The sequence below is a fragment of the Providencia sp. PROV040 genome, from assembly GCF_032706145.1.
Taxonomy (GTDB): Bacteria; Pseudomonadota; Gammaproteobacteria; order Enterobacterales; family Enterobacteriaceae; genus Providencia; species Providencia hangzhouensis.
In genome coordinates this window covers 4,113,579-4,127,212 of sequence record NZ_CP120530.1, presented here as the reverse complement: position 1 = coordinate 4,127,212, position 13,634 = coordinate 4,113,579, and the positions used below count along the sequence as shown (strand labels likewise).

13 protein-coding genes are annotated in these 13,634 nt (G+C 36.3%); 3 read left to right on the top strand and 10 right to left on the bottom strand.

Annotated elements, in window-relative coordinates:
* Positions 1–18 precede the first annotated feature (18 nt).
* Positions 19–360, bottom strand: coding sequence for a helix-turn-helix domain-containing protein (locus P3L40_RS19250; RefSeq protein ID WP_036958050.1), 342 nt, complete (start codon positions 358–360; stop codon positions 19–21).
* A 1,440-nt stretch (positions 361–1,800) separates the two neighbouring features.
* On the opposite strand from P3L40_RS19250, the gene P3L40_RS19245 reads away from it, so the two are divergent.
* A complete protein-coding gene (locus P3L40_RS19245; protein WP_210853438.1) occupies positions 1,801–2,067 on the top strand; it encodes a hypothetical protein in 267 nt (88 codons plus the stop codon).
* A 488-nt stretch (positions 2,068–2,555) separates the two neighbouring features.
* Positions 2,556–3,233, top strand: a complete 678-nt coding sequence (locus tag P3L40_RS19240) for a class I SAM-dependent methyltransferase (protein ID WP_164456057.1) — start codon at positions 2,556–2,558, stop codon at positions 3,231–3,233.
* A 216-nt stretch (positions 3,234–3,449) separates the two neighbouring features.
* On the opposite strand, the gene P3L40_RS19235 is transcribed toward P3L40_RS19240, so the two are convergent.
* The 8 genes from P3L40_RS19235 to P3L40_RS19200 all read right to left on the bottom strand — a co-directional run bounded on the left by P3L40_RS19235 (position 3,450) and on the right by P3L40_RS19200 (position 11,320).
* Positions 3,450–4,340 (bottom strand): dihydrodipicolinate synthase family protein, encoded by an 891-nt coding sequence (locus P3L40_RS19235; protein WP_210853440.1) that lies wholly within the window; start codon positions 4,338–4,340, stop codon positions 3,450–3,452.
* Between the two features lie 174 nt (positions 4,341–4,514).
* Positions 4,515–5,402: a MurR/RpiR family transcriptional regulator gene (locus tag P3L40_RS19230; protein ID WP_004258907.1), complete on the bottom strand. Its 888-nt coding sequence runs from the start codon at positions 5,400–5,402 to the stop codon at positions 4,515–4,517.
* A gap of 190 nt (positions 5,403–5,592) precedes the next feature.
* Positions 5,593–6,066, bottom strand: coding sequence for an N-acetylneuraminate anomerase (gene nanQ / locus P3L40_RS19225; RefSeq protein ID WP_136135356.1), 474 nt, complete (start codon positions 6,064–6,066; stop codon positions 5,593–5,595).
* Between the two features lie 9 nt (positions 6,067–6,075).
* Entirely contained in the window at positions 6,076–7,569 is a 1,494-nt protein-coding gene (locus P3L40_RS19220; RefSeq protein WP_136135357.1) for a sodium:solute symporter, read from the bottom strand.
* A gap of 51 nt (positions 7,570–7,620) precedes the next feature.
* Positions 7,621–8,490: an N-acetylmannosamine kinase gene (nanK, locus tag P3L40_RS19215; protein ID WP_228677447.1), complete on the bottom strand. Its 870-nt coding sequence runs from the start codon at positions 8,488–8,490 to the stop codon at positions 7,621–7,623.
* Positions 8,487–9,185, bottom strand: coding sequence for an N-acetylmannosamine-6-phosphate 2-epimerase (locus P3L40_RS19210; protein ID WP_004258889.1), 699 nt, complete (start codon positions 9,183–9,185; stop codon positions 8,487–8,489). The genes nanK and P3L40_RS19210 overlap by 4 nt, the downstream gene beginning before the upstream one ends.
* 205 nt (positions 9,186–9,390) lie before the next feature.
* Positions 9,391–10,080: an oligogalacturonate-specific porin KdgM family protein gene (locus P3L40_RS19205; RefSeq protein ID WP_272693343.1), complete on the bottom strand. Its 690-nt coding sequence runs from the start codon at positions 10,078–10,080 to the stop codon at positions 9,391–9,393.
* 82 nt (positions 10,081–10,162) lie between these two features.
* On the bottom strand, positions 10,163–11,320 hold the full coding sequence (locus tag P3L40_RS19200; protein ID WP_210853447.1) for an N-acetylneuraminate epimerase: 1,158 nt from the start codon (positions 11,318–11,320) through the stop codon (positions 10,163–10,165).
* A gap of 849 nt (positions 11,321–12,169) precedes the next feature.
* On the opposite strand from P3L40_RS19200, the gene P3L40_RS19195 reads away from it, so the two are divergent.
* Complete coding sequence (locus P3L40_RS19195; protein ID WP_000196965.1) at positions 12,170–13,042, top strand: ParA family protein; 873 nt, start codon at positions 12,170–12,172, stop codon at positions 13,040–13,042.
* Positions 13,043–13,119: 77 nt separating this feature from the next.
* Here the strand turns inward: P3L40_RS19195 and P3L40_RS19190 are convergent, their stop codons facing one another.
* Positions 13,120–13,551 (bottom strand): hypothetical protein, encoded by a 432-nt coding sequence (locus P3L40_RS19190; RefSeq protein WP_001095747.1) that lies wholly within the window; start codon positions 13,549–13,551, stop codon positions 13,120–13,122.
* Between the last annotated feature and the right edge of the window lie 83 nt (positions 13,552–13,634).

Sequence of the window (13,634 nt, the reverse complement as noted above, 5' to 3'; positions counted from 1 at the left end):
ATTTCTTTACGCTAAAGGTTATACAATTGCTGAATTATAGTAGTCTTTCAAATCATCTAATTCCCAGCCAAAACCATTTAAATTAGTGATATAGTGTGAAAGTTTAGGATGATGACTCACGACATAGAATAGCCTATGGTAAAAATCTGGGAAATTAATACCGAGTATAAGAATAAATTTAAACAATACATCTACGGTTAACGCATTCTCTCCTCGTTCATAGCGCGATAATTGCTGTTGGCTAATGCCTAACTCTTTCGCAATGTTCTCACCACTAATTCCTAATTCTTGCCGGTATTCTTGTAAGCATTTACCAACTAGTTGGCTGATATAATAAGTTGTATCTTTTTTCTTTTTCATGAGGAAACTTGACCCTAGTATCATTGATTCATAAAACTATTTTTATAGCTAAGAGTAAATTATGACGAAAAGAAAATTTTAGAATATAAGGTATTCCTTAATTGAAAGTTTTAAATAAGATTAAGTCATTTATTTTAGGTTCATATGCAGAGTCTTATTCTAAACATTATAGTTATTTGCACTTTGTTTTATGGGGCTATTTTTATTACTTAACAACATGTTAAGCAGAAATTGTGAGTTGTTCGGTAAGGTTGAGTAGGTTTTATTACATTAAGGCTTAGTTACCTTTTTATTACAAATTATTATTAGCACTTATTGATTAATATTGTATTTGATTATTTTTTTAGCTCAATAGCTAGGAATAAAAAATGATATTGTGGTTTTTTAATGATTTATTTTCATAACTATTAATATAAAAACTTATTTTTAGGTTCTTAGATAAGACAATAGGCTAATAAAAACACGTAATATGAGTTAAGCTTGGCTGTCTAATGGATGAAATGAGAAAAGGGCGAGAATAATAATCTAATTATAAACTTTAGTGTTTGGTTTTTTTTAGGTAATTCCTGGTTATTTGGTATAAGTCAAGTTAATTGACTTTATATTATAGCTGATTGTATATCAATATTCTGTATAGTGGCGGACTAACCATGTCTAGTAGACCGAAAGGGTATAGAAATAAGTGTTTAGGTTAGATAAAAAAAAGATTATAGATTTCAGATTCTTTAGCCGAGTACTCAACTTGAGCTTAGAAATATAAAAGCAAAAAACCGCCTTTTGGGGCGGGTTCTTTAAATATGTGGTGCCCAGACTCGGGAACATTAAACTATTTAATGAATTGATTTTCAAAGTAAATCTATTTTATCTTTTTGTCAAGACCCATAATATGCCCCTTTTTTCTACATTGATTGCCATGTTCTGAGCTGACACCCCACCACGGTAAATAATTCAGCTCGGGTGGGGTGGTCTATGAAATCTACCCTCTCAGGCAAACAGCACTGTTAGTGACTCACAGCGAAGATGAAGCACAATTGATGGCTGAAAAATTAACTATCTGAAAAAGGGCAGATTAATTCAGAATGATGATCAATTGAAAGCTGTAAAGCATATGGGGAAGACATTTGATTCGGTATAGCCCAGATACAGGTCCCCTTGATCCGCAGAGGTGAAAATAGATTTGGAATTTAATATGAAAAAACGAGTTATAGGTTTGTTTTTATTGATAGGACTACCTTTGGTTGCAATAGCTGATAATATTCACGTGACGGTGAATTCCTCTATGTACTCTTACCCTGATAATCGGGCGTGTATTAACCCCATTTAACGAGATGTATGCCAGTGTTGATGTAAAAAATACAAGCACAATTCAATGCCAGTCAATCTTGTCAAAATAAAGAGGGCAGTAAGAGTATTTTTGTACACCAAAAGATTACAGCAACTGTGACACTGAGTAATGGAGATAGTTGTCACCAGAGGCTCTCTGCCATTGCATTATTTCATGGATTTGATCAAACAGGTCAGTATTTGCTGGTAAATGAAAGTATTGATGATTTTAGTACATATAATTTTGATAACAAGATCATGTCGCTTGATATTCCGGATGGATGGGCAATGCGGTTTTTCAAAAAAACTTTCAGGGTAACTATTATACCCGCTCTTCAGGAAAGGGAAATGCAGATAATTTTCCACACAGCGTTAGCTCAATGAAAATACTTCGAAAGAGGTAAACTGACAATAAAAATATAACTTGTTAATTTACTTGCGTGAATTATGTCCGTTTTAATCGTTATGATTACATCTCGTTATTTTGTATTTCATGATCTTGTGGGTTTTATCCAGTATCTGTGTAAATGGTTTCTGATAAATTATTTAGAAAGACATATGGTTTATGGTTATCACAGATGAAGCATACCAAAGATGATATGCATATTTATTGGTTTTTTGATTTGTTTTGTTAGGCTATGGTGTGAATGGGGCGAATAGATGGAGATATAGCTTTAGATGATTTTATGGCGCATGTGTGAAATTGTCAGAGTTTTTTCCGATTAAAGATGTGATATAAATAACTCTGAATAATACCAAGTATATAATCCTACACTTATAGCATATGATAACCTGACTTATCACTCATTATTTTCGACTATTAAAATAAATAATAAAAAAATAATATATATTTTTTCCATTATGGAGATTTTATGTCATTGAACACAAATGATGGTTCTAAAGTATATACACCTCTCTCTTTGGCTCTATATGATTGGTGGGTACTAAATATATCTAATAACTATGCATGGCGTTGTAATACTGATGAATTTTTAATTCCTCACTTTAAATCTCATCTTGGTAACAACCATATGGATATTGGTGTTGGGACTGGTTTTTATTTAAAAAAAGCTGCAGATGAAATTAATAAAATATCACTTTCCGATCTTAATATTCACAGTTTAGAATATGCTAAAAAATATATTTATGATGAGAAATTAAACTCTTGTTTCTGTCATGATATTTTTAACAGATTTACTGGTGAGTTGAGAGGGGCATTTGATTCAGTATCCATATTTTATTTATTACATTGCTTGCCAGGGAAAATGAGTGATAAGAAACAAGCGATAATAAATATCAGTGAAACACTTAAGGATGATGGCACTTTATATGGTGCGACTATTCTTGGAAAGGGGGTTAAGCATAATCGTTTTGGAAGTAAGCTAATGTCAGTCTATAATAAAAAAGGAATTTTTAGCAATGTTTATGACTCTGCGGATTCACTTGAAACGACACTTGCTTCTTTGTTTGAAGATGTTTCTGTTAATATTCAGGGGGCGGTTGCATTATTCACTGCTAAAAATAAAAAAATCAAGTGTAGTAAAATATAATTATCTGTAATAAAAAATGATTTGCTTATATAGGTGATAATATATTCTTTTTTTGATTTTACACATGATGTTATTCAGCTTAATCGGATAACTGATTGGGGGAATATTTTAAGAAATAAAGAGTGGCTTTCACTTCGAAGGCCACTGTCATCATCAAATGGGGGAGATGTAAAAAAATAAGCTTGTGTTGTTAATACTCAACAAGAGTAAAGTTAATTATAGAAAACCGGCCGCTTTAAATTTTGCTAATGCATCCGTTTTTTGTGCTGCAGTTAATGGGCGTAGTGGACGGCGGGGGTCACCAACATCAATACCATGTAATTGCATTGCAACTTTACCTGCAGCAACACCACCGTATTCTACCAGCACACGAATAATTGCAATTACTTTATCCATACATGCAGCGATACCATCGTAATCACCAGTGTTAAATTTCTCAATTATTTCAAGATATAAAGGAGCCGCATAGTTATAGGTGCTTCCTACAGCGCTTAACGCCCCACAAGCTAACCCTGCCGGTATAAATTCATCTACACCAAATGGAATGTCGTATTTACAGCCATCAACACGTAAACAACGTTGAAATTCATACATATCAGGAGAATTAAATTTCATTCCGGATAAATTCGGAATTGTTTTTCCTGCCGCTTGTAAAAATTTTTCCATGTCAATGTTTAGACCTGACATAGTAGAGTGGTAGTAATAAAAGCCTTTAGAAGGCGAATTCATCGCTGCTAAACGACAATATTCAACTAAGTCATCTACATTGCTTGGTTTAAAGAAACAAGGACCAATTACTGATGTAGCTAGAATATCTAACGTTTCAGCATGACGGGATAGCTCTATAGTGTCTGCAATACTGAGTGCACCTGTATGAACAATGATATCTAGTTGTCCTTGACTGGCAGCAGCCCAGCATTCAGCGACTTTTTTGCGTTCTTCGACAGAACAATGGATACCTTCTCCTGTTGTTCCTAATACGTAAGCACCAGTGACACCACTTGCAATAAGATGTTCTGCAATTTTATCAATGACAGGGTAATTAATACTTCCATCGGCAGCAAAAGGTGTATGAGGTGCAGCGATTAATCCAGAGAGTTTTTTCATTATCATTCCTTTTTGGAGGTTGATTTCTTTATTTATTATAATATGGAGTTTTACTCTATATTAAGGCTCAATCGTTCAGAACGCAATAATGAAATTAGCGTTAAAGAAAGAGAAAAATGAAAGTGTGATCTTTAGCTGGTTTTTGTTCAAGACCACATAACACTGATTATAAACTCATGCTGAATTGGTATTTTTTAATGCATTTAGTGTACGCAGTTTTTGCTCTTTGACCATTTCAGGTTGAGCTTGGACAAGTAGGGTATATAGTAAGTCTAAAACGAACAGTTGTGCTGTTTTTGTACCAATAGAATCACCTTGTAATTTCCCCTGTCGATTACCATTAATCAGATAATAATTGGCATATTCCATAATGTGTGAACCTAAATTATGCGTTAGCGCAATTGTGGTAGCCCCTGCTTCTTTTGCAAGTTTCAGTGCATGAACTGTTTCCGGTGAGTTTCCGGAATGGCTGATACCAATCGCGATATCACCCGGTTTCAATAAGGAAGCCTGCATATACATAAAATGGTTATTGGTAACAGCATCCACTCGATATCCAATACGCATCAGTTTATTTTTTAGATCCTCTGCTGTGATCCCTGAGGAACCCACACCGCAGATAAAAACATAATTCGATGATAGCAACGCATTTACAGCATCTTGAACTTGCGTCATATCAAGTAAATTTAATGTTTCTGATAACACATTATTGATGGTTGCTTGTAATTTTAAACCTATAGTATGGATATCATCCTGATGGCTAACTTCAGCATCAAGGATTGGTGATTCTTCACTATCCGATGTCGCCATTTCAATGGCTAAATCCATTTTAAAGTCTTGAAAGCCCTTATAGCCTAAAGTGCGGCAAAAACGCACTACAGTTGCCTCACCCGCCTTAGTCGCTTGGGAAAGTTGTGCGATGGAAAGCTGAGTGACTTCAACAGGATGAAACAGGATATATTCAGCAATACGCTGTGATACTCGCGTCAGGCTATTTTTCATTGCCCCTAGTGTGTCGAGTATTTTACCTGGCTTCAGTCTGGTAACTGACTGTTTTGTCATGAAAATTATCCTTGTTTGCCGAAGTTCAAAGGGAATGGAATTCTGCTAACAAGAGTATCAATTCTGGCGGGTTAAAAAAAGCCTTGCTCTTATAATTATGTGATAATAACAAAACGCTTTATTCCATTTGCATCAATATACAATTTATTGATGCATTAGAAATAAAGCGTTTAATTGGAACTGATGAAAATTAACTAGTCAGCAAATTAAGGTTTACCTTAATTACTGCTTTTTTTAATATACTGTTTCCTTTCTCTGCTGCTATACCTGGTTTATGGGGTTCATAAGGCATAAAAATAGCAAACATAGAGGGTGTTAATGACAATGTTTGACAATTTTCAATGACATCTGTGAGTTGGTAGTCATCCGCTTCACTGTAAACAGTGGCATTTTTAGCCGAATTTCGAACGCCGTAATCTATAACTTCCTCACCGGATAGTAAAATTTGTATATCAATATAGCGATGATGTAATTCTGCACATTTTTGTTCTCGAGATTGTGTTTCAAATGACATCACATTCATGAATACATCATTATCATCAATAGGGTAGCTTCCCGGTTCTAAAGAGAATGGGTCGAGTGCGATTGCCTTTTTAATTATATTACGTAATACCAAATTCATTTCAGGCATTACTGCCGCGTCAGATATATGACCAAATAACATAGATACCTCCTATGAGTTCCTTGATATTTCACTATCATCCAATGAAATTTGTTTTGCTGCCGAGAAAAATGGCGCAGTAATTGTACCAATAATGACTACTGACATAGCACCTATTACACCATAGAAGAAAAAGTTAAGGTCACTGCCATAACGGGCTGCTAATACAGCAATGATACTTACTATAATGCCTGCGACCGCACTACCTGCATTAGCACGTTTAACAAAAATACCTAACATAAATAGTCCGGTCATAGGGCCACCCATTAAACCGATTAAACTGTTAAAAGCATCCCATATTTCAGACTCGTCAGATAAAACTAGCCAAATTGTTGCTAAACTGCTGAATACTCCAGCAATAATTATAACTAATCTGGCGACTTTCATTTTTTGTTCTGAGCACCGTTCAACTTTACTTAAGCGAATATAGATATCAGAATTAAAGCAACTAGAAATACTATTTAAGCTACTAGATATGCTCGATTGAGCAGCGGCAAAGATAGCTGCAATGATTAGCCCAGAAATACCCACTGGCATTTCTGTAACAATAAATAAGGGTAAGATACCTCCGGTATTAAAACCTTCAGGTAACAAACTTGGATTTTGTTTGTAATACACAAATAGGGCTGAACCAATGGCAAAAAAGAAAATAGGAATAATGGCAACTAATTTAGCATTTGTGATTAAAGTACGTTTAGTTTGTTCGATAGAATCAGTCACAATGTAGCGCTGGACAACATCTTGGCTTGCAGTAAATTGTTGAATATTGGCAAATAAAAAACCAATCATTAATACAGGAATAGTACTGTCAGTCCAACTCCAGCGTAACTGTGCATCCGGGAAAAATTTATCAGCCTGTGCTGTTGTGGTAAAAATCTCACTAATACCTCCATCAACTTTAAAACAAATCATGATAAAGATTAAAACAGCACCACCTGAAAGTAACAATCCCTGAATAACATCTGTCCAAATAACGCCTTCAATCCCTCCCATCCATGTATAAATAATACATAATAGACTAATCAGTACAACTAATATAATAGGGTCTATCCCTATGAAAGGACGTAGTGCGAGTACGGTCAAATAAGTGATAATTGCAATACGACCAATATGAAATAACATAAATGACAGGCTGGCAAATAAACGACTTCGTATATCAAAACGGGCTTCTAAATACTCATAGGCTGAAGTGATTTTTAATTTTCTAAAGAAAGGAATATAGAAATAAAATACTAATGGCAAAATGGCGATCGCTAAATATTGGCCAATAATAAAAGTCCAATCAGAAGTATAAGCTTTCGCTGGAATTGACATAAAGGTAATTGAGCTTAATGTTGTTGCAAAGACAGAAACGCCGGCAGCCCAACCGGGAACCCGCCCCCCGGCACGAAAATAATCATCCGCTGTTTTTTGGCGTTTAGAGAAATAAACACCAACGAGTAACATTGCGGCTAAATATCCAAATAGCACTGCATAATTAACGAAACCAAAATCATGTAATTGCATTTTTTTAGTCCTGCCATATGTAAGGTAAAAGGTAAGAAGTACGACAGTTTTTTAGTGTTTCCTAGCCCAAAGAACGGCTCCCCAAAGTCCAGCATTATGATGATAGTGAGCAGCTAAAATAGGGACTTGTAACGCCTCGGGCTGTTGTCTGATAGCTGCTTGAACAAGCTCGATATATCCATTTGCTAATCCAACACTTCCACCAAGAACAACACAGTCGGCATCTATTATTGCTTTAATATCAGCAACTAAATTAGCTATAGTACTTGCTGAGTTTTCAATTATTGTTTTCGCTTGAAGGCTTCCCTGGTGATAGGCAGTAAAAATAGCTTTAGCATCTTTACCTGCAAGTTCATTTACAGCTTGTGAAGCAATGGCACGGCCGGAAGCGATAGCTTCGACACATCCGTAACGACCACAGCCGCAAAGAGGGCCATGAGGATCAGCTATAGTGTGGCCTAGATGGCCTGCAATACCTCGTTTTCCTAGCTGTAATTGTCCTTGTTGAATTAGGCCGCCCCCAACCCCTGTCGATACTGTAATAAATGCCATATCAGAGATATTTTCATGGCGGTAATCATATTCAGCCCATGCAGCAGCTTGAGCATCATTGAGTAACCAGCAAGGCAAACCGGTTATTGTAGAAAGTGTTTTTTTTAACGGGAAATTTTTTAATCCTCCCAAATTATTAGGATTTAATGCAGTTAATACACCATCACAGATAATCCCTGTAGAGGCTACGGCGACACCATCTGCATACGCTTTTAGTGGTGTAGTTATCGCCACCAAAGCTTCATAGAGTTGAGTTGGTGATGCACTTGCAGGGGTTTTAATTTGAGTATGGTGCGTAAGTTGATTGTCTCGACTGATTAATGCAGCCGAAATCTTTGTTCCTCCAATATCAATTGCTAATATATTCATTTAACTAATTCCTGCTGTAACTTGAGGGCATGGGTAAACCAATCACAGACATGTTCAAGTCGGGTTAATGCGGAACCAACTGTGACAGCCCAAGCTCCAGCTTGTATAGCTCTTGCTGCAATCATAGGTGTGTTATAGCGGCCTTCGGCTATTACACGGCATCCATTTTCAGCGAGTGCTGCCACTAATTGTAAATCAGGTAATTTTGGTATTTCACCACCGGTATAGCCAGACATAGTTGAACCAATAAATTCTGTTCCTAATTCCTGGCAATACATTCCCTCATTAAATGTGGAACAATCTGCCATTGCCAACCTATTGAAGTGGTGTATGCAAGCCAATAACTCATTGACTGGAACTGGGCGTACACGATCCGTACCATCAAAAGCGATAATATCGGCACCTTCTGTTGCTAGTGCTTCTACATCACTTAACCAAGGTGTGATCCTGACAGGACTATCCAGTAAATCGCGTTTGACAATACCAATAATTGGCACATCAATAAGAGGGCGAGTTGCTTTTAAATTATCTATTCCCTCAATTCGTACTGCTACTGCACCTGCATTAACTGCAGCTTGAGCCATTGCAGCAACAATTTCTGGCTTATCCATAGGGCTATTATCGACAGGCTGGCAAGAAACGATCAGCCCTCCTTTTTGTTGAATATCCGTAGTCATCTTTTCAATCAATGCCATTTTGAACTCACCATTTTATTTTGAAGTATAACTCCAATTAATGTTATTTTATGAAGCTAAATTCCTCAATTACGAAAGTCGTAATTTGTGAAGAAGATCAAATAATAAAATATTTTTCTTAATTTATTGATAAATATGAAAAAATAATATAGTGAGTAATGGAGTAATTACTCACTATAATTTTTGGCATCTTTTTACATAAGATTTAAAAGTGGAATTGTAATCCTAAACGATACCTAGTTTGACGGGCGTCACTGGTCGGGCTTACCGCAACATTTCCAACTTCAATATAAGGAGTGAATGTGTCACTCAATTGGTAAGAGAAAGAGACATTATGTTCATAATTACGTTTCTTATTATCATATTTTATGCCATCGCTATACATTTGTGTGTAGTCATATTCAACTTTGTATTTATTATATTTATAGCCAATAAACGCATCAAAGCGATTTGTTTTTTCGTCATCAACAGCTTTTTTTGTTTTTCTGGCATAATCAAAACGATAACGGCCTGCAATATATAAACCGCTATCAAAATTATATTGCGCCTTTAAATAAGGTTTATAAATTGATGTGTCTGTAACTGTTTCAAAGATTAATCCCGGTTGTAACGTTATATTATTATTTATCTTATGGTTGTAACTTAGCCCCATTTCGATAGCATTATTAACAACATCACTAAATACTTTATCTTTTTCTCCGTCAACACCACCTGATTTTATACTGGCATCAATATAAAATCCGATGCCATTTGAAAATGAATGAATAAAGGCAATACGATCTTTATTTATTCTGGATGAATCTGAATATTCATGACGAAAGTCTAGTGTAGTCGCATTTAATTGAAATGATATAAAAAAAGTACAAAATGCCAATAAAGTTTTATTATTAAACATAGTTTTTACCTGAGTGGATAAGACTCCATAAATTTAATATGGAGTTCTTGGTTGGTTATTATAATTTATAAGTTTGACTGGTTTAGTTAATAATTAGCTCTTTATCTTTTAATGTTAAAGTGATTACAGAATTAACTGCCTCACCTTTTGTAGTTTCACCTCCGATTAAATATAGTGAATTACCATGCTCAATAGTGATTCCATAACCAAGAGGGATCGGTAATTCACCAATTACTTTCCATTGATTATCAATCAACCCATAAATTTCTTTATGCCATTTTTTGTCTAAATCCTGATGTGCAAAATAATGTTTCTGTGAATACTTAGCCTGAGACCCAGGGAAGTTAGCTCCCCCAGCAACAAGTAAGGTATGAGCACTATAACCTGCAAATGCACCAGCCAAGCCATCTTGCTGCTGCTCAGGTGATGGTGGAGGAAGTTTCTGTACAGTAGTATTCCACTGTAGTTGATTATTTTCTAATATAGCCGTTTGTATTTCACTAGTACGTAATCCAGGCTTTAATTCACCGTTAATCAAGGTTATTGAATTGTTATCATTTACTAATGAAGAACCCGCAGTTCCATTAAAAGGAATAGTGCCTAATGAACCCCATTGATTATTATCTGCATTATAAGTTAGTATGATTCGATTAAAAAAATAGCCTTCTATGGGTTTATTAAAGTAATCATTAATAACTTTATTTTTAATAGATGAATTGTTTTTAGCATTATTTAAATTAATGAAATATTTATCAAATATTTGCTTGTTTACTCCTCCAAGAATGATAGCTTTATTGGTGCTGATACTAACTCCTGCATGACCAACCAAGCCATAAGGTGAACTAGTATCTATTTTTTCCCATTTGTCTTCACTTGGTGAATAACGATAAACATCTGTTAATGAGCTTATTGTTTCACTATCAATATTTTCTTTTCCCGCTCCGCCGAATATATAAATATTATTATTTAACTTAATTGCTATAGCTTGGTCTCTTGGCGTACCCGGAAAATCAGCTATTTTTTCCCATTTTTTTTTATTTTCATTAAGATCAAGTTTATACCATGAGTTTCCTGTACTACCTAAACCTATGTAAATAATATTTTGGTTAATTACTCCGGTTCCATTTTTTAATGTCACAGGAAGGGCGGGGAGTTTCTCAGCAAAACTGGTCGATGAGAATATTGGTGAAGACAGTATTATGGTGAAAAAGAGATAAGATATTTTCTTTATTATTTTCATACGCGTTCACTCTTGTAGTGGTTATAAGTGAGATTTCTATTTAGAATTAAACTCCAATATAAAACATCAAATGAAGTGTAACTTCAAATTAATGTTTTATAAAATGTGAAGATGGTCAAGTTATCTTTTTAAACTCTATATTTTTTCCTTACCTGAAGGTTAGTCTTAATTTAATTTTGAATTAATACGAGCTATGTAAACATGTGTTACTAATTGATAATATTGATATTTATATTACGTTGGTGATATAAGAACACGCAAGCCATGCTAACGCTTACTGCTATAAAACATCCCGACATAGTTGAATATGCCGCTCCGGGTTTCTTTCCATATTTCGGATAAAACTCATTAAATAGCGCAGCATATTGCTACACATATTATTTTATGTATATCTGCCAGACACATTAAAGCGTAGCATGACTGTATCAGCTCAGATTTAAGCTGACAGGTTTCGTAGATAGAACACAATTCAATCTGATAGCCTAGTGTGAATGAAAAGCTGAAATTGACATATCTGTTAAAGTTAATGATTTGTTTTTATGGAATACTTACACAAGAAAATAAGAGATAGGTTTATGAGGGGGTATAGGTGTCTTTTACAGCAAAGAACATCTGCAAAAATGGCATGAAATCCAGTAAATAAATAACGTGTTGCAACGACCTGAAATCTACCGTAGCTAGAAAAGCAAAAAACCGCCTTTTGGGCGGGTTCTTTAAATAAGTGGTGCCCGGACTCGGAATCGAACCAAGGACACGGGGATTTTCAATCCCCTAGTTAAAAAGCTTGATGTAATTCACTAATGTAATTATTTTTTTTGACTTCTCACCCAGAGTATGCTGAGTGAGAAAATGACCAGAATTGTTCCAATTATATCAACAAAAGGCGGAGCCGGAAAGTCAACCAAAGCCAGCAATATTGCGGGTTTTTGTGCTGATGCAGGGTTAAAAACCCTGTTGATCGACGGCGATCATTCCCAGCCGACAGCCAGCAGTCTGTTTAAACTTGAATATGAAGCACCAAACGGCTTGTTTGAGTTGTTAATGCAACTGACCGATCTTTCCCGGCCGGATACCATCATATCACGCTCCGTTATCCCTAATCTGGATATCATCATTTCTAACGATCCGCATGATCGTCTCCCTGCGGCTATATTGCATGCACCTGACGGCAGAATGCGTCTGCGTAATATTCTGCAACATCCGTTATTCGCTTCTTACGATGTTATTATCATTGATTCAAAAGGCGCGGCTTCGGTGATGCTGGAAACCATTTTGTTAGCTGCCACCGATTATGCTGTCGGGATAATCAAACCTATTTTGCCGGATACGCGTGAATTTTTACGGGGAACACTGGGATTAATCGGCGGGCTGGTGCCGCTGACGGCTTACGGAATTCCCCTGCCGGCAATACGTATTCTTGCTAATTGTGTTGAAGATACGGTGTTAGATCGTGCAACACTGACTGAATTAACTCAGATTATTGACCAAAAAGCGTACCCCTTTGCGGAGTCGATTTCTCTTTCGTTACTGAAAACCGCTGTTCCCAAACTGGAAATATTTAAAAATGGTCATGCACAGGGACAACCGGTGCATCGTCTGGAATACCGGACTCAGCGTAAAACACCGGCAGCCGCAGTCATTATGCATCATCTTGTTTCAGAGCTGTTTCCGGAATGGAAAACCCGTTTTGATGATGTGCTGAAACGGGAGGTGCGTCCATGAATATCAAGGTATTCTCCTGTTTTTTCCCGTTCAGTCTAACCGTGGACTGGCAGCAGATACTGCCAGCCCGATCAGAATTAATGTATTTCCCGGAAAGGATCGTCAAGAGAGTCCGGGCGTTTTTCGACTCTGCGCAAAAAGTCTTTTGCCCCTCTACGAGCTTTGAATGTGCCCCACTCTTCAGTCAGCGCCAGATGTATCTGTTCTGTTGTCATGCCTGCCACCTGAGCTGCCGGCAGGTTATCGCGAAGAATAAGATAGCTGTGAATAGCATTCAGGGGAGTGATATCGGGATTCAGCATTTTCCAGCCATACATTTCAGCCAGCCAGTCACCCAGCCATTGCAGGCGGAACAGACTCTGGCGGGAATTGCTTTCTTCAGTCATTTTCATGGTCATACTCCGGAAGGTTTTGACATACAAGTCAAAACGGGCTTCGCCCGTATCGGTGTTGTTGTCAAAAATGCCAATGTAATCAATGTCGGACGGCAGTTGATAGTTTGTATTCATAAATGTTCCTTTAGGTGTGTTATGGATAAAAATAGGCTGCCTGTACGTTCAGACCGGGGTCGCCAAACTTACCGGTCCGAAAA